Origin of the sequence: Polynucleobacter sp. IMCC30063 (assembly GCF_021395235.1) — a bacterium.
GTDB lineage: Bacteria > Pseudomonadota > Gammaproteobacteria > Burkholderiales > Burkholderiaceae > Polynucleobacter.
Genome location: NZ_JAJVCQ010000003.1, coordinates 290,540 through 312,617 on the forward strand (window position 1 = coordinate 290,540; position 22,078 = coordinate 312,617).

Genomic DNA, 22,078 nt, shown 5'->3' on the forward strand with positions numbered 1-22,078 from the left:
GTGATGCCTACCGCAAAACTGACTCATGATCTTATGCTCGATTCTTGGTACGGCGAAGGACCCGCGACCCATGCCCGTGGCGTCCACGCCATTTTGCAAGCCCTCGGTTTGGATGCGAGTAGCCTTATTGCAGCTAGCCACATACACCATGAGCAAAATAAAGAGGCCTTAGTCAAGCTACTTGGCACAGAAGCCGCCCAGTTATTAGTTGGCTTTCGGGGGCTACGTCAAGCGCAAGCAAAACTCATTGGTAAAGACGGTGTAGCGAGTGTTGTTGGACAAGAAGAAATGCTACGCAAAATGCTTTTGGCTTTTGGTAGTGACTTACGCGTCGTACTAATTTACCTTGCTTCACGTCTGCAAAGTTTACGGTGGATTACCCAAATGGGTATTGTGATGCCAAGCGCCTGGGCGCAAACGATTCTAGAAATTGATGCTAGTTTGGCTAATCGTTTAGGTATTTGGCAAATGAAATGGGAAATGGAAGATTTGGCTTTTCGCCTAGTTTCACCGGCAGATTATCGCAACATTGCCAAGATGCTCGATGCCAAAAGAACGGAGCGGGAAAGTCTAATTAAAGAAGTTATTGCGCAATTACAGGCAGAACTTGCTGGTGCAAAAATGACTTGCGAGGTGCAAGGGCGCCCGAAACACATTTATAGTATTTGGAAAAAAATGCAAGGTAAGTCATTAGATTTTGCTAATTTGTATGACGTACGGGCATTTCGGGTGGTGGTGCATGATATTCAGGAATGTTACAGCGTGCTGGGTTTAGTGCATCAACTCTGGCAGCCGATTCCACGAGAGTTTGACGACTATATTGCACGGCCAAAATTAAATGGTTACCAATCTTTGCATACCGTGGTAATGAATGATGCGGGGGTTGCATTTGAAATTCAAATTCGTACTCAGGCGATGCATCAACAAGCTGAATTTGGCTTAGCTGCGCATTGGCGTTACAAAGAAGGTCAGCAGCAGGGTACACAGAGCGCAGCAAGCGCTTATGAGCAACAAATTGCTTGGGCTCGACAATTAATTGCATGGAAGGAAGATGCGTGGGAGCATTTAAAACACCATGAACTTGATGGGCATATTTATGTGCTAACCCCGCTTGGTAAAGTCATTGCCCTAGAAAAAGGTTCTACGCCAATTGATTTTGCTTATGCTGTCCATACCGATCTTGGCCATCGCTGCCGCGGGGCCCATGTTGATGGTGCGATGGTGCCCTTAGATACGCCTTTAGCTAACGGGCAAACGGTAGATATCATTGCCGTTAAACAGGGTGGTCCCTCGCGCGACTGGATTAGCCCAGATCGTTCTTACTTGCAATCGCACCGCGCGCGCTCGAAAGTACGGGCTTGGTTTAATGCGCTCGATGACGAATCTTTAGTCCCAGCAAATAAAGCACCTGTAGAAACAAAAACTGTCAAACCACTCGAGTCGATTGTTTTGCATCCTGGTGCTCGTCAGGGGGCTAGTCATAGTGATGTCTTGGTGGTGGGCATGGATTCTTTATTAACTCAATTGGCGCGTTGCTGTCGACCTGTGCCACCCGATGCCATTGTTGGTTTTGTAACGTTAGGGCGCGGGGTCTCGATTCATCGTCGCTCATGCAAAACCTTTTTGAAGCTTCTAGAGCGAGCTCCTGAACGGGTGATTCAAACTGCTTGGAATGCGTCGGTAGCAGCTGCGCTTCCACAGCCCTATCAGCCCGGTAGCCCGAATAAAAATAGTAAGCCCCTTAAATCAGACAAACAAGATCGTCTTTATCCAACTGACCTGACGGTGCTTGCCTTGGATCGACCTGAACTGTTACGCGAGCTATTTGAAATTATTACCCGCCAAGGGGTGCATGTGATTGATTTACGTAAATCAGCTAAACGCGGGCAGGTTCAAATCGTCTTTACGCTGGAAATTAGCAACACTGCAGCGCTGCGTTTAGTGCAAAACAGCCTTGAAGATGCGGCTGGAGTACTAGAAGTACAGCGGCGGTGATAAACTCCTGACTGATATAGGCTCGTAGCTCAGCTGGTTAGAGCACCACCTTGACATGGTGGGGGTCGTTGGTTCGAGTCCAATCGAGCCTACCAACGAATTGACCCGAATTGACCCGGAATGGCGAATGGGAGTATGAATGCTGGCAGTAAGCTTACCTGATGGTTCGAAGCGCGAGTTTCCTGCGCCCGTAACCGTTGCTGAAGTCGCACAAAGTATTGGCAGTGGCCTGGCTAAAGCCGCCTTAGCTGGCATAGTGGATGGTCGTTTAGTCGACTTGAGTTTTACGCTTGAGCATGACGTGCAATTGGCAATTGTGACGGATAAAAGCCCAGAGGCTTTAGACATTGTGCGGCACTCGACGGCACATTTATTGGCTTACGCAGTTAAAGAGCTGTTTCCTGCGGCGCAAGTAACGATTGGCCCGGTGATTGAAAACGGCTTTTATTATGATTTTTCTTTTCAGCGCCCATTTACGCCGGAGGACTTAACAGCCTTAGAAAACCGCATGCTGGAATTGGCCAAGAAAAATGAACCAGTTGTACGCCAAGTGCTACCGCGCGATCAAGCCATTGCATTATTTAAAGCGCAAGGCGAACTTTACAAAGCTGAAATTATTGGCAGCATTCCTGCCGATCAAGACGTCTCACTTTATAGTGAAGGCGGCTTTACCGATTTATGTCGCGGTCCCCATGTGCCCTCAACCGGCAAATTAAAAGTCTTTAAGTTAATGAAGGTTGCTGGAGCTTATTGGCGGGGCGATAGTAAAAATGAAATGCTGCAACGAATTTATGGCACTGCTTGGTTAAAGAAAGAGGATCAAGATGCCTATTTGCATATGCTGGAAGAGGCTGAAAAGCGCGATCATCGCCGTCTCGCTAAGCAACTCGACTTATTTCATTTTCAAGATGAAGCCCCTGGCTTAGTATTTTGGCATCCCAAAGGTTGGGCGATTTGGCAAGAGGTTGAGCAATACATGCGCCGGGTGTATCAACAAGAAAACTACCAAGAAGTAAAAGCACCGCAAATTTTAGATCGTTCTTTATGGGAAAAATCGGGTCATTGGGAAAACTATAAAGATAATATGTTTACGACCGATTCTGAAAATCGAGCCTATGCCTTGAAGCCAATGAATTGCCCCGGTCATGTGCAAATTTTTAATTCTGGCTTGCATAGTTATCGAGAGTTACCGTTACGTTTGGGTGAATTTGGGCAATGTCATCGCAATGAACCTTCCGGCGCACTGCACGGCCTAATGCGGGTGCGCGGTTTTACGCAAGATGACGGTCATATTTTTTGTACCGAAGACCAAGTGCAAAGCGAGGTAGCTACTTTCGATAAAGCAGTGCGCGCGGTCTACGCTGATTTTGGCTTTACTGAAGTGGTGGTGAAATTAGCATTACGCCCGGCGAAGCGGGTGGGGACTGACGCGATTTGGGATAAAGCAGAAAATGCCTTACGGGGTGCTTTAAGCGAATCGCTTGGTGCTACCGGTCAAACTTGGGAAGAGTTGCCCGGTGAGGGGGCGTTTTATGGCCCCAAAATTGAATACCATTTGAAAGACTCTATTGGGCGATCTTGGCAGTGCGGCACCATGCAGGTTGATTTTTCAATGCCTGCACGCCTTGGCGCTGAATATGTGGCTGAAGATAATAGTCGCCAGGTACCAGTCATGTTGCACCGCGCGATTGTGGGCTCCCTTGAACGTTTTATTGGGATTTTGCTCGAAAATCACGCTGGCGCTATGCCCAGTTGGCTAGCCCCCACCCAAGCGGTAGTCCTCAATATTTCTGAAAATTCTGCTGCATATGCGCAACAAATTCAGCAAATCCTGAAAAAACAAGGGTTTAGGGCTGAGGCTGATTTGCGAAATGAGAAAATTACCTATAAAATACGCGAGCATGCATTACAGAAAGTGCCTTATTTGCTAGTTGTTGGCGATAAAGAGCTTGAAAGTAATACAGTGGCCGTTCGTGCCCGTGGCGGAGTCGATTTAGGCGTAATGCCTCTAGATGCCTTCGTTGCCCGACTCCAGCAGGATATTGTCCAGAAAGTCGGTCCCGAGCTAGTGAGCTAGGGCTTTGGGTGGTGTTGACGGTTTTTATTGTTTTTTATAAGGAATTAGAAGATCGCTACTGATAAATTGCAGCGCATTAATGGGGAAATAACTGCTCCTGAAGTGCGTTTGATTGGGTCCGACGGAGAAGCCGTTGGTGTAGTTAAGTTGTTAGATGCCTTAAGGATGGCTGAGGAGCAAGAAACCGATTTGGTTGAAATTGCTCCCACTGCGTTGCCTCCGGTAGCCCGTTTAATGGACTTCGGTAAATTTAAATACCAAGAAGCGAAGCGTCAGCATGAAGCGAAGCTGAAGCAAAAGGTGATTCAGGTGAAGGAAGTAAAATTTCGCCCGGGTACTGATGATGGTGATTATGGTGTGAAGTTGCGCAATTTAATTCGCTTCCTAGAGGATGGCGATAAAACGAAAATTACGCTGCGGTTTCGTGGTCGGGAAATGGCCCACCAAGAAATCGGAGCAAGAATGCTGGATCGTTTGAAGTTGGATCTTGAGCCTTTTGGTCAAGTTGAACAATTTCCTAAAATGGAAGGCCGTCAAATGGTGATGGTTTTATCCCCAGCAAAAAAGAAATAACCATGCGCCGCTAGGTGTATGAGAAGAGCAGCAATAGCTGCCGAGCTTGTCGTAGTTAGTTGTGTGAGTCAAGGTACAGGAAGTGTAGCCGTCGGTTGCCACCTTAGATCACGAGAGAATGAAAGGGAGTAGTCATGCCCAAGATGAAAACCAAGAGTAGCGCGAAAAAGCGCTTCACGGTGCGCGCTAGCGGATCGATTAAACGGGGTCAGGCCTTTAAACGCCATATCCTCACCAAAAAAACCACTAAAAATAAGCGTCAATTACGTGGCTCAACCGAAGTAGCTAAAGCAGATGTGAAGTCAATTCGCTCGATGCTGCCCTACGCATAAACCCAGACTAGATAGGAGAATGTAATGTCAAGAGTCAAACGTGGGGTTACCGCCAGAGCCCGTCATAAAAAAATTACTGATGCTGCTTCAGGCTATCGCGGTCGGCGTAATAACGTCTTTCGTGTTGCCAAAGAAGCAGTTATGCGCGCGGGTCAATATGCTTACCGCGATCGTCGTAACAAAAAACGGGTTTTCCGTGCCTTGTGGATTGCCCGTATTAATGCTGCTGTACGCGAGCACGATATGAGTTATAGCGTATTTATGAATGGCATGAAAAAAGCCCAAATCGAACTTGATCGCAAGGTGCTTTCTGATATGGCCATTATGGATAAAGAAGCGTTCGCTGCTTTGGTTACGCGGATTAAATCCACAGTAGCCGTAGCTTAATTTACTATTCATTAAGCTGAACTGATATGGTTTCGCTCGACCAACTTGTCGAGGATGCCAAACGCGATTTCGCTAAGGCTGCCGATTCGGCAGCCTTAGAGGATGCTAAGGCGCAGTATCTTGGCAAAACGGGTATGCTTACTGAGCGCCTCAAAGCGCTTGGTAAGCTTTCGCCTGATGAGCGCAAGAGTGCTGGCGCTGAAATTAATCTCGCTAAAACCGCAGTTGAAGATGCGCTCCAAGAGCGACGCCAAGCCTTAGCAGAGGGCGTTCTCTATTCACGTTTAGCTGCTGAAGCAATCGATGTCTCATTGCCGGGGCGTGGTCAAGAGGTTGGGAGTTTGCACCCTGTCATGCGGACCTGGGAACGCGTTGAGACCATCTTTCATTCGATTGGCTTTGATGTGGCACAAGGCCCTGAAATTGAAACCGACTGGTTTAATTTTTCGGCGCTCAATAGCCCTGAAAATCATCCAGCGCGTTCGATGCAAGATACGTTTTACGTTGATTGCAATGATACCCAAGGTAAGCCCTTATTGTTGCGTACTCATACCAGCCCGATGCAGGTACGCTATGCAAGCGAGCACGTTAAAAAGTATGCTAACGCTGCAGTGATGCCGCCGATTAAAGTTATTGCCCCTGGTAGAACGTATCGGGTTGATAGCGATGCGACGCATTCACCCATGTTTCATCAGGTTGAGGGTCTGTGGATTGGTGAACAGGTATCTTTCGCTGATTTAAAGGGTGTATATACCAATTTTTTACGCACATTTTTTGAAACCGATGCGTTACAAGTCCGTTTTCGTCCCTCCTATTTTCCATTTACTGAACCCTCGGCGGAAATCGATATGGCCTTTAGCAGCGGTAAGTTAGCTGGCCGTTGGTTGGAGATTTCGGGTGCGGGTCAAGTGCACCCTAAGGTATTACGTAATATGGGCATTGATGCTGAAAGGTATACCGGCTTCGCTTTTGGTTCTGGTTTAGAGCGTTTAACTATGTTGCGTTACGGAATTGATGACTTACGCTTATTTTTTGAAAACGACCTGCGCTTTCTGGCGCAATTTCCGGCTTAAGAGCATATGCAATTTTCTGAATCTTGGCTTCGTCAATACGTTAATCCACCGTTGGATAGCGCTGATTTAGCGCATGCCATGACAATGGCAGGACTTGAGGTAGAAGAGCGGTATGCAGTGGCGCCGCCATTTACCCAAGTTGTGGTAGCTGAAATTCTATCAACCGAGCAACATCCTGATGCTGATCGTTTGCGGGTTTGTAAAGTCAATGCGGGAACTGGAGAAGATCTAACTATAGTTTGTGGAGCACCCAATGCGCGAGCCGGCATTAAGATTCCTTGCGCCTTAGTAGGAGCTAGTTTGCCTGCTGCTGAAGTCGGCGGTAAACCTTTACTAATTAAAGTGGGTAAATTACGTGGCGTTGAAAGCCAAGGTATGTTGTGTTCGGGTCGTGAATTAGGTCTGGGCGACGATCACGCTGGCATCTATGAGTTACCTGCTGACGCACCAATTGGCGAAGATATTCGTCAGTATCTGCATTTAGATGAGCAAATATTTGTGGTGAAGCTAACGCCTAATAAGGCAGATTGCTTATCATTAATTGGGATGGCCCGCGAAGTTGCGGCGATTACGAAAACGCCTTTGCAACTCTCGCCAGTGCAAGCGCCAGCCGTATCTATTCCAGACCAGTTAAAGGTTAATATCGTAGCGAGTGATTTATGTGGGCGTTTTGCGGGCCGAATTATTCGTGGCGTTAACGCTTCTGCACCTACACCAGCATGGCTTGTGCAGCGCTTAAAGAGTGCAGGTCAGCGCAGTATTTCTCCTTTAGTTGATATCTCTAACTATGTGATGTTAGAGATGGGTCAGCCAAGCCATGTTTTCGATTTAGACCGTTTAGTGGGTGACTTAAGTGTGCGCTGGGCTAAACCTGGAGAAAGTATTGAATTATTAAACGGTCAGACCCTCGTACCCATCTCTGATGAGATTGAACCGACTGCACAAATTACTAGTGGCGTAGGCGTGGTAGCAGATGAAAAGGGCTTAGTGAGTTTAGCTGGACTGATGGGCGGAAATCACTCTGCAGTGACGGATAAGACCACCAACATTTATGTGGAAGCTGCTTTTTGGTGGCCCGCGGCGATTCAGGGTAGGTCACGGCGCTTGAACTTTACGACCGATGCTGGACATCGGTTTGAGCGTGGTGTTGATCCTCAAGCCACGGTAGATTGTTTGGCGTATTTATCTGCCTTAATCATTGAAGTTTGTGGTGGTCGAGCCGGTCCGATTGACGATCAAATCGTTGCTTTACCAGAACGTAAGCCGGTCTCTATGCGCTTAAAGCGCGCCATGCAAATTATTGGGATTCCATTAACTGTAGAAGTAGTAAGTGACGTGTTTACGCGCTTGGGTTTTGAATTTACTTCTACAGGAAGCGCTGCCGAGACGATTTTTCAAGTGATGCCACCAAGCTATCGTTTTGATTTAGAGATTGAGGAAGACCTGATTGAAGAGGTAGCCCGTCTTTATGGTTTTGAACATATTCCCGATTTACCGCCGCGGGGATTATTGGCGATGCGAGCGACACCAGAAAAATTGCAGAGCATTCATCTTTTACGGCATCGTTTTGCCCAGCAGGGTTATCAAGAAGTCGTCAATTTTGGTTTTACTGAGCCTGAGTTTGAACAGCAACTTGCTAATGGTGCCCCGGTTTCGTGCCCGCCAATCAATGTGCTTAACCCAATTGCAGCGCAATATGCGGTTATGCGTAGTACCTTGTTGGGCGGCTTACTAGCCAACTTGCGAAGCAACCTTAATCGTGGCGCTAGTCGGATGCGTTTATTTGAAGTAGGACGGACTTTTACACGCGTGAACAGTCTGGATACGCTTCGTTTACCCAATAGTGACGATGCCGTTGCTGCGGCAGTTGCAGGAATTTGGCAACCACTACAGATTGCGGGTCTTGCCTATGGCTTTGCTTGGCCAGAGCAGTGGGGAGTAGCAAATAAAATAGTCGATTTTTTTGATATTAAAGGCGATCTGGAAACCATCCTTATGCCCTTGCACATTACCACCAGTGCTGCGCCGCATGCTGCATTACATCCTGGCCGCTGTGCGGCAATTCAATTGTCTTTGCCAACTGGTGCACGCACAATTGGCTGGATTGGCGAGTTACATCCCGCTCTTCAGCAAAAACTGGCTTTACCGCTAGCGCCTATTGTCTTCGAGTTTGAATGGGATGCGATTAGCTTGATCGATTTACCGAGCCCTAATGAGCTCAGTAAATTACCTGCAGTACAACGCGATTTAGCCATCGTGGTTAAACAAAATTTTCCAGCGCAATTAGCCTTAGATGCTATGCTAGCAAAGCCGCCCGCATTTGTTCAAAAAATTACACTCTTTGATGAGTTTCGCTCAAAAGCTGATAGTACTGGGAGTGCATCTAATAGCGGCTTAGCAGCCGATGAAAAAAGTTTAGCATTTCGGATTACTCTTTTAAATCCAGCTGAAACTTTGCAAGATGAACAAGTTGATGCCGTTATAGCCACATTACTGGCGCAGTTAGAAAAAAAGTGTGGAGCCCGCTTGCGGTAGGTATATATTAGTCATTAGTAACTAAAAATTGAATAATAATTCAAGATTAAAAAGGTAATTTGAATGAACCAGACATCTCATGCGCACCCAACTGTAACTAAAAATGAGCTTTCTGAGGCTTTGTTTGATCAAGTTGGTCTAAATAAACGCGAAGCTAAAGATATGATCGATGCTTTTTTTGATCGGATTGCCGAATCCCTTGAGGCAGGCGTTGAAGTAAAAATTTCGGGTTTTGGCAATTTTCAATTGCGCAACAAATCTGCGCGCCCAGGTCGCAACCCTAAAACCGGCCAGCAGATTCCAATTGATGCACGTCGCGTGGTTACTTTTCATGCGAGCCAAAAACTAAAAGAAGCAGTAGAAGCGCAAACTGGTATGGTGGCTTAGGTTTGAATTTTAAGCAGGTTTTGTTTTTTATCTTCAGTCTCTCTTGATCTCTTTATTACCTCCCATTCCTGCTAAACGTTATTTCACTATTGGTGAGGTAGCGAGTTTATGTGGCGTTAAATCCCATGTCTTGCGCTATTGGGAGCAAGAGTTTGTGCAGCTTCGCCCGCAAAAGAGGCGCGGTAATCGGCGTTATTACCAGCATCACGAGGTGGTCTTAATTCGCAAAATTCGTTCTTTACTGTACGAAGAAGGCTTTACGATTGGTGGGGCCCGCAATCGCTTAGATGAAGCGCGTGGCAGCTTAAAACTGCGCGCAGAATTAGAGGCTGTAGTACAGATCTTATCGTTATAGCTCCGTAGCTGCTGATACAATTTTAGTTTCGTCGGGGCGTAGCGCAGCCTGGTAGCGTACTTGCATGGGGTGCAAGTGGTCGGAGGTTCAAATCCTCTCGCCCCGACCATTTTTATACTTCAGTTTCTTATTCAAGACTTTCTATGCCAACTAGTTCAACCAATACGCCAACATCACCACGGGATTATTTTGGCCTGACGATTCCCTTTCTTGATTTTATTGGGGTAATTCCTGAATTTGCAGAGGCTGGTAAGTCACGAATTCGGGTAGATTTACGCCCGGAACTACACAATAGCTTTCAAGTAGCCCATGGTGGACTTACCATGACTTTGCTCGACTTTGCCATGGCTGCTGCAGCCCGTAGCATGCATGAACAGGCCTTAGGCATGATTACGATTGATATGACAGTGAGCTTTTTGCGGCCTTCCACCGGTATTTTGATTGTTGAAGGTAAATTGCTCAAAATTGGCAAAACAGTCAATTATTGTGAGGCTGAAGTTTTGAATGAGGCCGGAGAAATTACTGCCAAGGCATTGGGTAGTTTTATGCTCCGCCGCTAAGCTAGCGATAAATAAGTAACTATTAGCTTTAATTTAATATCTTAAATGCTTGATTTTATTCAATTTAGTAATTATAAATTTGATTAATTCAGTAATTAATATAATCATTTGTTATATACTAATGCCTAGATTTATTTATATCTATTTAAGCTGATATACAATAATATTAACCTTTATCATCATTTACATTTGGAGTATTAATAATAATGGTTAGTTACACTGATTTATTAGCCCAACGCGAGCAATTAGACCAACAAATTAAAGATGCAATTCAGCGTGAAAAGGCTGAGGGGATAGCGCAAGCTAAAGTCATTATTGAGCGTTATAAATTAGAAGTAGGCGATTTATTTAGTCGGAAATCTGCCACCCGTGGGGCGAGTGGCAAGGTCCCCCCAAAATACCGCAATCCCAGTACTGGTGATACTTGGACTGGGCGCGGCAAGGCCCCCAAATGGATTGAAGGCAGAGATCGAACGAGTTTTACGATTTAAGTCTATGGACTTTAAGCCCAATCGTACTTTCTCGATAAGGCTTCAACAAACAACTGTTCAAGTTGCTGTTTAGCCAACTGGGAGTGATTCGCTGGATAACCCAGAATGAGGGGGTTCTCTAAAATATTTTGATTTTGAGCGGAACTGGCGTTTTCTGCATTGGGCTGGGGCTGGATGACTCCTGAATTTTCTCCTGCCAACTGTATTACGCCAGGATGAAGTTCCACAAAACCCTCATCAACCAAAATGGGAATGCGTTGGGTAAGTTCATTTTTACTTAAATAATGGATGATGTGTACTTGCTCAACTGGGGGAATAAAGGCATCGAGATAAATTAAGTCGGGTGCGCTTGATACTGCTTGCATGAGACCCTCAAGGCTATCGAGCGACCAGATTAGGTCGACCTGCAGCGACCAATCCCGACAAATTTCTTGTAATTCTTCACGGTTTTCAGTGCGGCGAAAAATAGCCATGACCACACAATGAGTTGATATTTTCTGCCGCATGAGTTGTTTACGGCGCGTTAATTGCTTTTCTAGGGAGCTGGCGAGGATCCGCCGATGACCGCCGTAGGTTTTCCAGGCGATAAGCTCGCCAACTTCAACCATTTTTTGGACGGTACCCAAGGATACTTGGAGAATTTTAGCGCTTTGGCGAGTACTGAGATAGTCTGAGGCGGGATTAATGGCTTTCATTATTGGTAAATTTCTTTCAGTTTTATGAAGGTTCAAGCATATAAATCATTTCGCAGGGATGCTGTCAGTTTCGGCTGAAACAGTTGTAGGAAATTTCTTATTAAAGGGTCAGAATTTGGTCGATTCCTCCCCACTTCGCCATAAAACCTGACTATTAATAAGCTTAATGATGCTAAAATAACCATTCGATATTAGATTCAATGTGTAGATTCATCAGTGATCAGTTCGCAATTTGGTAAAGCCAAAGCCCGGACGGTTTAAACCACAGTTTTTTTCGGCATACCCGACGAAAGGTGAGCATCATGAGGCAAGCTTCAATAGGCTCGTCCTATTTGTTTGGCGGTAATGCGCCGTATGTAGAAGACCTATATGAGTCTTACTTGCTTGACCCCAGTTCGGTTTCTGATCATTGGCGCACGTATTTTGATAAGGTCAATCGTGTACCCGCTGTTGATGGCGGTAACCACCCAGATATTGCTCATGCGCCAATCGTCGCTTCTTTTGCTGAGCGCGCAAAGCAAGGCCCCATTCGTAAAGTTAGTGACTCGGCAGATGCGGAGATGGGTCGTAAACGAGTCGCTGTTCAACAACTGATAGCCGCATATCGAAATGTCGGTAATCGCTGGGCCAACATTGATCCGTTAAAGCGCACCGAACGCCCCGATATTCCGGAATTAAATCCCGCCTTCTATGGTTTTAGCGATGGCGATATGGATATTGTCTTCAATATTAGTAATACGTTTTTTGGCAAAGACACGATGACCCTGCGCGATTTATTGCAGGCTTTGCGCGAAACCTATTGCGGCACGATAGGTGCCGAAGTGATGTACATAGCCGACCAAAAAATAAAAAAATGGTGGCAAGAAAAATTAGAATCAGTACGCTCAACCCCGCGCTTTAATCTTGAAGAAAAGCGTCAAATTTTAGATCGCGTAACTGCAGCTGAAGGTCTCGAGCGCTATTTACAAGCCAAATATGTGGGCCAAAAGCGATTTTCTCTTGAGGGCGGTGAAAGTTTTATCGCCAGCATGGATGAATTAATTCGTGGCGCTGGTATTAAAGGTATACAAGAAATAGTCGTGGGCATGGCGCACCGCGGCCGCTTAAACATGCTGGTCAATGTTTTAGGCAAGATGCCTAAGGATCTATTTGCTGAATTTGAGCATACCGCACCAGAAGATCTACCATCGGGCGACGTTAAATACCATCAGGGTTTTTCTAGTGATATTTCAACACCAGGCGGCCCAGTCCATGTCTCTTTGGCATTTAATCCTTCCCATTTAGAAATTGTTGATCCGGTTGCTGAAGGCTCGGCTCGGGCCCGCATGGAGCGCCGCGGCGATTTGCATGGCGATCAAGTCTTGGCTGTTTTAGTGCACGGCGATGCCTCGATTGCTGGGCAAGGAGTTGTACAAGAAACTTTAGCGATGTCAGAGGTAAGAGGTTATTCCACGGGCGGCACAGTACATATTGTGATTAATAATCAAATTGGCTTTACTACTTCAGATCCGCGTGATCTACGTTCTAGCCTTTATTGCACTGACATTATGAAAGTGATTGACGCTCCGGTTTTACATGTCAATGGAGATGACCCTGAGGCAGTTGTATTGGCGACCCAGTTAGCTTTAGATTTTCGTAGCACCTTTAAGAAAGATGTAGCCATCGATATTGTTTGTTTTCGCAAGCTAGGCCATAACGAACAAGATTCACCCGCAATGACTCAGCCCCTAATGTATAAAATTATTGCGGCTCACCCCGGTACCCGCAAACTGTATGCAGATAAGTTAGAGACTCAAGGCGTGATCGCCGCAGGCGGCGGCGATTTGATGGTGAAAGCATTTCGTGCAGCAATGGATGAAGGGAAACAAACTTCTGACCCGGTATTAAGTAATTTCAAAGGAAAATTCGCTGTCGATTGGTCGCCATTTCTAAATAAAAAATGGACCGATCAAGCAGATACTGCGATTCCATTGGCTGAATGGAAACGTTTAGCCGCCCGCATCACAACAATTCCAGCCGACTTTAAGGCGCATCATTTAGTCGAAAAGGTCATTGCTGATCGTGCCGCCATGGGTCGTGGTGAAATCAATATCGATTGGGGTATGGGTGAGCATATGGCGTTTGCCTCTTTAGTGGCTAGTGGCTACCCAGTGCGTTTATCTGGTGAGGATAGCGGCCGTGGAACATTTACGCATCGCCATGCCGTATTGCACGATCAAAATCGCGAGAAATGGGATATTGGTACTTATGTTCCTTTGCAGCATGTTGCTAAAGATCAGGCCCCATTTACCGTAATCGATTCAATTCTTTCTGAAGAGGCGGTGCTTGGCTTTGAATACGGCTATGCTTCTGCTGAACCCAACACCTTGACGATTTGGGAAGCGCAGTTTGGCGACTTTGCTAATGGTGCCCAGGTTGTGATTGACCAATTTATCGCCTCAGGTGAGGTGAAGTGGGGTAGGGTGAACGGCTTAGTGATGATGTTGCCGCATGGCTATGAGGGGCAGGGCCCAGAACATTCGTCGGCTCGTTTAGAGCGTTTTATGCAGTTGTGTGCTGATACGAATATGCAGGTGGTACAACCTACTACGGCCGCGCAAATTTTTCATGTCTTGCGTCGCCAAATGATTCGGCAATTTCGCAAGCCGCTGGTGTTAATGACGCCAAAATCGTTATTGCGCAATAAAGAAGCCGCTTCACCTTTGATGGAGTTTACAAAAGGCCAGTTTCAAACGGTTTTGCCTGATACTGACGCGACGCTTGAGCCAAAGCAAGTAACTCGCTTAATTATTTGTTCGGGTAAGGTGTATTACGATTTAGTGAAGGCGCGAGTTGAAAAGAAATCAACAGATACTGCCATTATTCGGCTCGAGCAACTTTATCCATTTCCGCATAAGTCAATTGCTACTGAACTTAAAAAATATTCTAATTTAGAAGAGGTTGTTTGGTGTCAAGATGAACCACAAAATCAAGGCGCTTGGTTTTTTGTGCAACACAATATTTTAGAAAATATGGGTGACGGCATGCGGCTAGCTTATGCGGGTCGGCCGGCATCAGCATCACCAGCAGTGGGTTATTCGCATTTACATCAAGAGCAACAAAAATCATTACTGAACTCAGCCTTTGCAAAATTAAAAGGTTTTATTGTGACAAAAAATAAATAAGTCGATTGATTCATTTTAGGAAAAATATGTCTATTTTTGAAGTTAAGGTACCGCAACTTTCTGAATCTGTTACAGAGGCAACTTTATTAAAGTGGCGAAAAAAACCTGGCGAAGCGGTGGCGCAAGATGAAATTCTGATTGAGATTGAAACCGATAAAGTGGTTTTAGAAGTTCCTGCACCCGCAGCTGGTGTGCTAACCGAAATTCTGCAGCCAGATGGTGCTACGGTAGTAGCTGAGCAATTAATTGCCAAGCTCGATAGTGTCGCCACTCCTACCGTTGCTGCAGTTCCAACTGCTAGCATAGTAGCAAGTGCAATAGCAGCACCGCCAGCTACAACGCCAAGGGCTTCAGCAACAGTTGCAGCAGCCCCTGCGGCAGTAAAATTAATGGCTGAACTGAACACGAATGCTGCCGCTATTAGCGGTAGTGGACGTGACGGCCGGATTACCAAAGGGGATGTGCTGGCTGCGGTAGCTACTGGCGGGGCTAAGCCTGTAAAAGCGGCTCAAGCCGCTTTGCCACCAGCGACGATGCCATTAGGTGATCGACCTGAAGAGCGGGTGCCTATGAGCCGCTTGCGCGCCCGTATTGCCGAGCGCTTGCTCGAATCGCAGGCTAATAATGCGATCTTGACAACCTTTAATGAAGTCAATATGGCGCCAGTAATTGCAATGCGCAATAAATACAAAGAGGTATTTGAAAAAACCCATGGTGTAAAACTTGGCTTTATGTCTTTCTTTGTAAAGGCGGCAACCCATGCTTTGAAAAAATTTCCATTACTGAATGCTTCGGTCGATGGCAACGATATTATTTATCATGGCTATTTTGATATTGGAATTGCGGTTAGCTCTCCGCGCGGTTTAGTCGTGCCCATCTTACGTGATGTTGATCAAATGAATTTAGCGCAAATTGAATTAAAAATTGCTGAATTTGGAGTGAAGGCTCGCGAAGGTAAATTATCCATTGAAGAATTAACCGGCGGTACATTTTCTATTTCAAATGGCGGGGTGTTTGGCTCGATGTTGTCGACCCCCATTATTAACCCTCCCCAGTCGGCCATTTTGGGTATTCATGCAACTAAAGAGCGGGCGGTAGTGGAAGACGGACAAATTGTAATTCGGCCCATTAATTACTTAGCATTATCTTATGATCACCGCATTATTGATGGCCGCGAGGCCGTGTTGGGCTTGGTGGCCATGAAAGAGGCAATTGAAGATCCTGCTCGCCTGTTGCTTGATCTATAAGAAAGATAATCCATGAGTCAAGCTTTTGATGTGGTGGTAATTGGTGCCGGACCGGGGGGATATATTGCGGCAATTCGGGCTGCGCAATTGGGCTTTTCAGTGGCTTGTGTTGAAGCTAGCTCGTTCAACGATCCCAAGGGTGAAATCCGCCTAGGCGGTACGTGCCTGAATGTGGGCTGCATTCCATCGAAAGCCTTGTTAGCGTCATCCGAAGAGTTCGAAAAAATTGAGCATAGTATTGCCGACCATGGCATTACTGTGGGGCAAGTTAGTATCGACATTAAAAAAATGTTGGCGCGTAAAGACGCTATTGTGACCAAAATGACAGGTGGTATTAACTATTTATTTCGCAAAAATAAAGTGACTTTACTAAAAGGGCACGCAGCTTTTTTGGGTAAAGATGCGGCGGGCTACCAACTGCAGATTGATGGCAAAACACCGACGACAGTGACAGCTAAGCAAGTGATTATTGCCACAGGTTCGAAGGCGCGGCATTTACCAACGATTAAAGTTGATAACGTGATGATTTGCGATAACGAAGGGGCACTGCAATTTGACTCGATTCCAAAGCGTTTGGGTGTGATTGGCGCCGGCGTTATTGGCCTTGAGTTAGGCTCTGTGTGGCGACGGGTTGGTTCAACGGTGACCGTTTTAGAGGCTTTACCGACTTTTTTAGGTGCCTGCGATGCGGGCATTGCTGCAGAAGCCCAGAAAATTTTTACTAAACAAGGCTTAGATATTCAGCTGGGGGTAAAAATTGGTGAAGTAGTTAGTTCTAAAAAAGAAGTCACAGTAAGTTATCAAGATAGTGCTGGTAAAGCGCAAAAATTAGTGTGTGAGCGTTTAATTATTTCCGTTGGGCGGGTGCCCAATACGGATGGCCTTAATTTGGCAGCCATTGGCCTGAAAACTGATGAACGCGGTTTTATTCCCATCGATCACCATACCTGTGCTACCGCCATGCCTGGCGTCTATGCGGTTGGTGATGTAGTGCGTGGCCCCATGCTTGCGCATAAAGCTGAAGATGAAGGTGTTCTGGTGGCCGAAATAATGGCAGGCCAAAAACCCCATATTGATTACAACTGCATTCCATGGGTTATTTATACCGATCCAGAAATTGCTTGGGTTGGTCAAACCGAACAGCAACTAAAAGAAAGTGGCAGAGCTTTTAAAGCAGGACAGTTTCCGTTTGCAGCCAATGGCCGTGCATTAGGTATGGGACGCTCCGAAGGTTTCATTAAAGTGCTAGCTGATGCAAAAACAGATGAGGTTTTAGGGGTTCATATCATTGGGCCAAATGCCTCTGACCTCATTGCTGAAGCCGCTGTGGCAATGGAATTTAAAGCTGCCGCAGAAGACATTGCCCGTATTTGTCATGCACACCCAAGCTTATCTGAGGTAATGCGTGAGGCTGCCCTTGCAACCGATCAGCGCGCATTAAACATGTAATTGAAAGTTGCCGAGTATTACCGCCATGAATTACAGTTGCATGGCTACCATACTGATGCTGCGCAAGAGCGTGCAGTAGCGCGCTTGCAATTATGTGAGGATGAATGGGTAGCCTATAAAGAAAAGCGTGATAACGCCCTGAAGAAAAAACTGTTTCACCCTGAATTGCCTAGAGGCATTTATTTATGGGGGGGTGTGGGGCGGGGCAAATCCTTTTTAATGGACTGTTTTTATGCTGCCTCGCCAGTAGAAAAAAAGATTCGCATTCATTTTCATGAGTTCATGCGCGGAGTGCATCATGAATTACATGAACTGTCGGGTTTAGTTAACCCGCTTGATGAGGTAGCTAAACGCATTTCTGAACGCTACCGCTTAATTTGTTTTGATGAGTTTCATATAAACGATATTGCCGATGCGATGATTTTATATCGCTTATTAAAAGCCTTATTTGAAGATCGCGTGCAATTCATTATGACCTCGAATTACCAGCCTGATGATCTGTATCCGAATGGCTTGCATCGTGATCGCTTACTGCCAGCAATTCAACTACTTAAAGACAAGCTCGATATTTTGAATGTCGATGCTGGCGCTGATTATCGGCAGCTACAAATGGCACAAGTTGAGGCTTATTTATGTCCCCTTACGGCGCAAAATCATTTAATTTTATTAGATACATTTAAGCGCTTAAGTGGTAATCGCGATGAGATGTCGTGCCCCGTGCTCTTTATCGAGTCGCGACAAATTCGTCCCTTTCGTTTGGCTGAAGGGGTAGTCTGGTTTGATTTTCAAACCCTGTGCGTTGGGCCCCGCTCGCAAAATGATTATCTGGAGTTGGCGACGCGCTTTCATACCATTATGTTGTCGGAGGTACCGTATATGCCGCCGCGCATGACCAATGAAGCTCGGCGGTTTATTTGGCTAATTGATATTTTATATGACCATAGAATCAAATTGATTATGTCGGCGCAAGTACCACCTGCAGAGCTTTATCCTGAAGGTCAAATTGTGGCTGAATTTGGTCGCACCGTATCCCGCCTAGTGGAAATGCAATCTCGCGCCTATCTCGATGCCCCGCGCCGAGTAATTAATACAAGCTTGACCTAAAATAGCTGGATGAATACACCTTCTGTACTAAATGCAGATTTGCACTGCCATTCTGTGGTTTCAGACGGAACCTTGTCACCTGAAGCGCTGGCAGAGCGTGCGCAGCTGAATGGGGTGCAATTGTGGTCATTAACCGACCATGACGAGCTGGGGGGCCAGGTTCGCGCCCAAGCTGCGGCAGCGCAATGTGGAATTGACTATGTGGCGGGGGTGGAAATTTCGATAACCTGGCTAGACCATACGGTACATATTGTGGGTTTAGGTATTGATCCTACTGATCTTGGCTTAATTGAGGGTCTGCGTCAAACCCGCGATGGGCGCCGTAATCGAGCGCAGGCGATGGCAGAGCAATTAGCTAAAGTTGGCATTGCCGGTAGTTTTGAAGGGGCGCAACTGTATGCCGGTAATCCAGAATTAATTTCTCGTACCCACTTTGCGCGGTTTTTAGTTGAGCAAGGGTTTTGTCGCGATACCGAAACAGTATTTAAAAATTATTTGGTTGCAGGTAAACCTGGCTATGTGCAACATCGTTGGGCAACCTTAGAAAATGCAGTACATTGGATTCGGAGTGCTGGTGGCGTTGCCGTGATTGCCCATCCAGGGCGCTATCATTTAACCCCGCTACAGATGACGGAGTTGTATGCGCGTTTTAAAGATTTAGGTGGATTGGGCATTGAAGTAGTAACCGGCAGTCATAGCCCTGATCAGTATCAAACGTATGCCAAGATTGCTATTGATTATGGTTTTATGGGTTCACGAGGCTCTGATTTTCATGACCCGCGTGAAAGCCATACTGATTTGGGTTTGCTACCGAATTTACCTTCTAGCTTGAAGCCCATTTGGTCGGTGTTTCATTAACAATTGTAATTTTTGAAATTAATTTTTAGAAAAAATGAATGATGTTTGCTGAACGTGTACTTTCTGGCATGCGACCCACTGGCAATTTGCATTTAGGCCATTACCATGGCGTGCTCAAGAATTGGGTGCAGTTGCAATCGGAATACCCTTGTTTCTTCTTTGTTGCCGACTGGCATGCTCTAACCACTCATTATGAAACGTCTAGCGTGATTGAGGAATCGGTTTGGGAGATGGTAATCGATTGGTTGGCTGCTGGGGTTGATCCGCAACAAGCGACTTTATTTATTCAGAGTAGAGTGCCTGAACACGCTGAACTTTTTTTATTACTAGCAATGGGCACGCCCTTAAGTTGGTTGGAACGAGTGCCAACGTATAAGGATCAAATTGAAAAATTAAAAGAAAAAGATTTGCAAACGTATGGTTTTTTAGGTTACCCCCTTCTGCAGGCTGCGGATATTTTAATTTATCGCGCTCAACTGATTCCTGTTGGTGAAGATCAAGTGCCGCACGTAGAGATGTCGCGAGAAGTCGCCCGCCGTTTTAACTATTTATATGGGCGCGAAGCGGATTTTGAAGTCAAGGCAATCGAGGCGGTAAAGAAGTTGGGTAGTAAGCGCGCCAAAATGTATGCTGAACTGCGGGTTGCCTATCAAGAGCGGGGTGATACTGAGGCTCTAGAACAAGCTCAGGCCCTGCTGCAAGATTCTCAAAGCCTGTCGATGGTTGATCGGGAGCGGTTATTTGGTTATTTAGAGGGGGCGCGAAAAATTATTTTGCCAGAGCCCCAAGCTTTATTAACCAAAGCTTCGCGCATGCCTGGACTCGATGGTCAAAAAATGTCGAAATCCTACAACAACACAATTGGCATTCGTGAGCAGCCCGCTGAAATTATTCGCTTAGTACGCACGATGCCTACCGATCCAGCACGGGTGCGGCGAACCGATCCTGGTAATCCAGAGCATTGTCCTTTATGGCAATTACATTTGGTTTATTCTGATTCGGTCACTCAAGATTGGGCTAAAAAAGGGTGCATTTCCGCTGGCATTGGTTGTTTAGAATGTAAGCAGCCAGTCATTGATGCCATTTTGCGAGAACAGCAGCCCATGTTTGAAAGAGCGCAAATATATTTGGACGACCCTAGTTTATTGCGCTCCATTATTGCTGACGGATGTGATAAGGCGCGCAAGGTTGCCCAAGAAACCATGCGTGAGGTACGCGAGGCAATGGGGCTAGCGTATGACTAGCCGTGCTTGACCCTTCTTCCTGGGTGCAGCGCTTTGCGGCGTTGTTGAAGCCAGGTGGCAGGGTGCTTGATTTAGCGTGTGGTAGCGGCCGACACAGTATTTTTTTGGCTAATGCAGGCTTTGATGTTCTCGGGGTTGACAGCAATGTCGAATCGTTGGCTTTGGCACGGGAAAACCTGGGCCAATTAAAGAGCGGTAACCCCCAATGGCTTGAAATGGATTTAGAGGCTGCCGTGTGGCCCTTGTCGAGCGCCAGCTTTGGCTTTTGGGACGGAATCGTCGTGACAAATTATCTCTATCGCCCCTTTTTGGAGGTATTGCCGAGCCTTCTGAGTAAGGGCGGTTTCTTAATTTATGAAACTTTTGCCCAAGGCAATGCTGAGTTTGGAAAACCGACCAGCCCCAAATTTTTATTAAACCCTGCGGAATTGTTGCAGTTAGCCCAGCGCTCTGGCTTGCGGGTATGGGCTTACGAAGATCTTTTTACCGATCTACCTAAACCGGCGATGGTGCAGCGCCTCTGCGCCCAAAAATCGGCTTAGAGGGCCTTATCCGTTACAATTTCAGCGATGAATACGCCTAATTCCAGCGCTAGATTGCTTGAGAAGCCGATTAAAGGCAGCATGGTGGCAATTGTTACCCCCATGTTTGCTGATGGCGCTTTAGATTTTTCGGCTTTACGTAATTTATTAGATTGGCATGTAGCCGAAGGCACTTCGGCGATAGTGATTGTTGGGACGAGTGGTGAATCGCCCACGGTTTCGGTGGCAGAACATTGCGAACTCATTCGGGTAGCAGTAGAGCAGATTGCTAGCCGTATTCCGGTAATTGCTGGCACTGGTGGCAATTCAACCCTTGAGGCGATTGAGCTAACTGAGTTCGCGAAAAAGGTGGGCGCTGATGCGAGCCTGCAAGTGGTGCCGTATTACAACAAACCGACCCAAGAAGGTATGTTTGCCCATTTCAAAAGCATTGCTGAGCGGGTTGATTTGCCGATGATTCTCTACAACGTACCTGGTAGAACGGTAGCCGATTTAGCCAATGACACCATCTTACGTTTAGCAACAGTACCTGGCATTGTGGGTATTAAAGATGCCACGGGCAATTTAGAGCGAGGCTGTATGTTATTAGCGGATTTACAGTCTGCTGGGTTAAGTAATTTTGCGGTTTACTCGGGCGATGATCTAACAGCTTTTATGCTGATGCTAATGGGTGGTCAAGGCAATATTTCGGTTACTGCAAATGTAGCCCCGCGTTTAATGCATGATTTATGTAGTGCCGCTATGAATGGCGATTTGGTGCGCACGCGCGATTTGCAGTTTCGCTTATTTGCTTTGCATAAAGCCATGTTTATTGAGGCAAATCCTATTCCCGTGAAATGGGCATTACACGCTATGGGTAAAATTACGCCTGGCATCCGTTTGCCTTTAACGCCCTTGAGCCCCGCTTTGCGAGACTCTTTGTTGTCCACCCTTAAGCAACTTGGTCTTTTATGATTTTTGATGTGAAGGTTTATCGACTTCGATTCAAACCCCATACCCGCAATTTTTTC

Annotated in this window: 20 protein-coding genes and 2 tRNA genes; 21 read left to right on the forward strand and 1 reads right to left on the reverse strand. The window is 46.2% G+C overall.

From position 1 onward, the window contains the following. Positions 1-3 precede the first annotated feature (3 nt). From LZG75_RS07955 to LZG75_RS08015, 13 genes are all read left to right on the forward strand, one after another. Positions 4-1,995, forward strand: a complete 1,992-nt coding sequence (locus LZG75_RS07955) for a bifunctional (p)ppGpp synthetase/guanosine-3',5'-bis(diphosphate) 3'-pyrophosphohydrolase (RefSeq protein ID WP_233937143.1) — start codon at positions 4-6, stop codon at positions 1,993-1,995. Positions 1,996-2,013: 18 nt separating this feature from the next. Further along, positions 2,014-2,090 (forward strand) — tRNA-Val (locus tag LZG75_RS07960). A 44-nt stretch (positions 2,091-2,134) separates the two neighbouring features. Further along, complete coding sequence (gene thrS / locus LZG75_RS07965) at positions 2,135-4,072, forward strand: threonine--tRNA ligase (RefSeq protein WP_233923514.1); 1,938 nt, start codon at positions 2,135-2,137, stop codon at positions 4,070-4,072. Between the two features lie 51 nt (positions 4,073-4,123). Further along, positions 4,124-4,645: a translation initiation factor IF-3 gene (infC, locus tag LZG75_RS07970; protein ID WP_233923731.1), complete on the forward strand. Its 522-nt coding sequence runs from the start codon at positions 4,124-4,126 to the stop codon at positions 4,643-4,645. A 134-nt stretch (positions 4,646-4,779) separates the two neighbouring features. Beyond that, the gene (rpmI, locus tag LZG75_RS07975; protein ID WP_233923513.1) at positions 4,780-4,977 is read left to right on the forward strand and encodes a 50S ribosomal protein L35; all 198 of its coding nucleotides are present in this window, start codon (positions 4,780-4,782) and stop codon (positions 4,975-4,977) included. 24 nt (positions 4,978-5,001) lie between these two features. Next, the gene (gene rplT, locus LZG75_RS07980; RefSeq protein WP_233923512.1) at positions 5,002-5,364 is read left to right on the forward strand and encodes a 50S ribosomal protein L20; all 363 of its coding nucleotides are present in this window, start codon (positions 5,002-5,004) and stop codon (positions 5,362-5,364) included. A gap of 26 nt (positions 5,365-5,390) precedes the next feature. Next, complete coding sequence (pheS, locus tag LZG75_RS07985) at positions 5,391-6,437, forward strand: phenylalanine--tRNA ligase subunit alpha (protein ID WP_233937145.1); 1,047 nt, start codon at positions 5,391-5,393, stop codon at positions 6,435-6,437. A gap of 6 nt (positions 6,438-6,443) precedes the next feature. Next, the gene (pheT, locus tag LZG75_RS07990) at positions 6,444-8,972 is read left to right on the forward strand and encodes a phenylalanine--tRNA ligase subunit beta (RefSeq protein WP_233937146.1); all 2,529 of its coding nucleotides are present in this window, start codon (positions 6,444-6,446) and stop codon (positions 8,970-8,972) included. A 63-nt stretch (positions 8,973-9,035) separates the two neighbouring features. After that, positions 9,036-9,359: an integration host factor subunit alpha gene (locus tag LZG75_RS07995; protein WP_233923509.1), complete on the forward strand. Its 324-nt coding sequence runs from the start codon at positions 9,036-9,038 to the stop codon at positions 9,357-9,359. A gap of 43 nt (positions 9,360-9,402) precedes the next feature. Continuing rightward, a complete protein-coding gene (locus tag LZG75_RS08000) occupies positions 9,403-9,714 on the forward strand; it encodes a MerR family transcriptional regulator (RefSeq protein ID WP_370634803.1) in 312 nt (103 codons plus the stop codon). Between the two features lie 32 nt (positions 9,715-9,746). Next, positions 9,747-9,823: transfer RNA gene (locus tag LZG75_RS08005), tRNA-Pro, on the forward strand. 34 nt (positions 9,824-9,857) lie between these two features. Further along, positions 9,858-10,274: a PaaI family thioesterase gene (locus LZG75_RS08010; protein ID WP_233923508.1), complete on the forward strand. Its 417-nt coding sequence runs from the start codon at positions 9,858-9,860 to the stop codon at positions 10,272-10,274. Between the two features lie 206 nt (positions 10,275-10,480). Further along, complete coding sequence (locus LZG75_RS08015) at positions 10,481-10,765, forward strand: H-NS family nucleoid-associated regulatory protein (RefSeq protein ID WP_233923507.1); 285 nt, start codon at positions 10,481-10,483, stop codon at positions 10,763-10,765. An 11-nt stretch (positions 10,766-10,776) separates the two neighbouring features. On the opposite strand, the gene LZG75_RS08020 is transcribed toward LZG75_RS08015, so the two are convergent. Further along, positions 10,777-11,460, reverse strand: a complete 684-nt coding sequence (locus LZG75_RS08020) for a helix-turn-helix domain-containing protein (protein ID WP_233937150.1) — start codon at positions 11,458-11,460, stop codon at positions 10,777-10,779. A 302-nt stretch (positions 11,461-11,762) separates the two neighbouring features. Between LZG75_RS08020 and LZG75_RS08025 the strand changes: the two genes are divergently transcribed. From LZG75_RS08025 to dapA, 8 genes are read left to right on the forward strand one after another with little or no spacing between them, the layout of a single operon-like run. Further along, entirely contained in the window at positions 11,763-14,624 is a 2,862-nt protein-coding gene (locus LZG75_RS08025) for a 2-oxoglutarate dehydrogenase E1 component (protein WP_233937154.1), read from the forward strand. 26 nt (positions 14,625-14,650) lie between these two features. Further along, positions 14,651-15,871, forward strand: a complete 1,221-nt coding sequence (odhB, locus tag LZG75_RS08030; protein WP_233937157.1) for a 2-oxoglutarate dehydrogenase complex dihydrolipoyllysine-residue succinyltransferase — start codon at positions 14,651-14,653, stop codon at positions 15,869-15,871. A 12-nt stretch (positions 15,872-15,883) separates the two neighbouring features. Continuing rightward, the gene (lpdA, locus tag LZG75_RS08035; RefSeq protein WP_233937166.1) at positions 15,884-17,320 is read left to right on the forward strand and encodes a dihydrolipoyl dehydrogenase; all 1,437 of its coding nucleotides are present in this window, start codon (positions 15,884-15,886) and stop codon (positions 17,318-17,320) included. Then, complete coding sequence (gene zapE, locus LZG75_RS08040; protein WP_233937169.1) at positions 17,321-18,424, forward strand: cell division protein ZapE; 1,104 nt, start codon at positions 17,321-17,323, stop codon at positions 18,422-18,424. Between the two features lie 9 nt (positions 18,425-18,433). Continuing rightward, positions 18,434-19,282, forward strand: coding sequence for a 3',5'-nucleoside bisphosphate phosphatase (locus tag LZG75_RS08045; protein WP_233923501.1), 849 nt, complete (start codon positions 18,434-18,436; stop codon positions 19,280-19,282). 41 nt (positions 19,283-19,323) lie between these two features. Next, a complete protein-coding gene (locus LZG75_RS08050) occupies positions 19,324-20,526 on the forward strand; it encodes a tryptophan--tRNA ligase (protein ID WP_233923730.1) in 1,203 nt (400 codons plus the stop codon). 2 nt (positions 20,527-20,528) lie between these two features. Then, a complete protein-coding gene (locus LZG75_RS08055; RefSeq protein WP_233923500.1) occupies positions 20,529-21,068 on the forward strand; it encodes a class I SAM-dependent methyltransferase in 540 nt (179 codons plus the stop codon). A gap of 27 nt (positions 21,069-21,095) precedes the next feature. Continuing rightward, positions 21,096-22,022 (forward strand): 4-hydroxy-tetrahydrodipicolinate synthase, encoded by a 927-nt coding sequence (dapA, locus tag LZG75_RS08060; protein WP_233923499.1) that lies wholly within the window; start codon positions 21,096-21,098, stop codon positions 22,020-22,022. The last annotated feature ends 56 nt before the right edge of the window (positions 22,023-22,078 follow it).

What these genes read in the sequence shown, in the direction of transcription:
- LZG75_RS08015 (WP_233923507.1), top strand. Translation starts at nt 10,481, where the DNA reads ATGGTTAGTTACACTGATTTATTAGCCCAACGCGAGCAATTAGACCAA.
- thrS (WP_233923514.1), top strand. Translation starts at nt 2,135, where the DNA reads ATGCTGGCAGTAAGCTTACCTGATGGTTCGAAGCGCGAGTTTCCTGCG.
- pheT (WP_233937146.1), top strand. Translation starts at nt 6,444, where the DNA reads ATGCAATTTTCTGAATCTTGGCTTCGTCAATACGTTAATCCACCGTTG.
- LZG75_RS08050 (WP_233923730.1), top strand. Translation starts at nt 19,324, where the DNA reads ATGTTTGCTGAACGTGTACTTTCTGGCATGCGACCCACTGGCAATTTG.
- LZG75_RS08025 (WP_233937154.1), top strand. Translation starts at nt 11,763, where the DNA reads ATGAGGCAAGCTTCAATAGGCTCGTCCTATTTGTTTGGCGGTAATGCG.
- LZG75_RS08020 (WP_233937150.1), bottom strand. Translation starts at nt 11,460, where the DNA reads ATGAAAGCCATTAATCCCGCCTCAGACTATCTCAGTACTCGCCAAAGC.
- LZG75_RS08010 (WP_233923508.1), top strand. Translation starts at nt 9,858, where the DNA reads ATGCCAACTAGTTCAACCAATACGCCAACATCACCACGGGATTATTTT.
- LZG75_RS08045 (WP_233923501.1), top strand. Translation starts at nt 18,434, where the DNA reads ATGAATACACCTTCTGTACTAAATGCAGATTTGCACTGCCATTCTGTG.
- odhB (WP_233937157.1), top strand. Translation starts at nt 14,651, where the DNA reads ATGTCTATTTTTGAAGTTAAGGTACCGCAACTTTCTGAATCTGTTACA.
- LZG75_RS07955 (WP_233937143.1), top strand. Translation starts at nt 4, where the DNA reads ATGCCTACCGCAAAACTGACTCATGATCTTATGCTCGATTCTTGGTAC.
- rpmI (WP_233923513.1), top strand. Translation starts at nt 4,780, where the DNA reads ATGCCCAAGATGAAAACCAAGAGTAGCGCGAAAAAGCGCTTCACGGTG.
- LZG75_RS07995 (WP_233923509.1), top strand. Translation starts at nt 9,036, where the DNA reads ATGAACCAGACATCTCATGCGCACCCAACTGTAACTAAAAATGAGCTT.
- lpdA (WP_233937166.1), top strand. Translation starts at nt 15,884, where the DNA reads ATGAGTCAAGCTTTTGATGTGGTGGTAATTGGTGCCGGACCGGGGGGA.
- rplT (WP_233923512.1), top strand. Translation starts at nt 5,002, where the DNA reads ATGTCAAGAGTCAAACGTGGGGTTACCGCCAGAGCCCGTCATAAAAAA.
- pheS (WP_233937145.1), top strand. Translation starts at nt 5,391, where the DNA reads ATGGTTTCGCTCGACCAACTTGTCGAGGATGCCAAACGCGATTTCGCT.
- dapA (WP_233923499.1), top strand. Translation starts at nt 21,096, where the DNA reads ATGAATACGCCTAATTCCAGCGCTAGATTGCTTGAGAAGCCGATTAAA.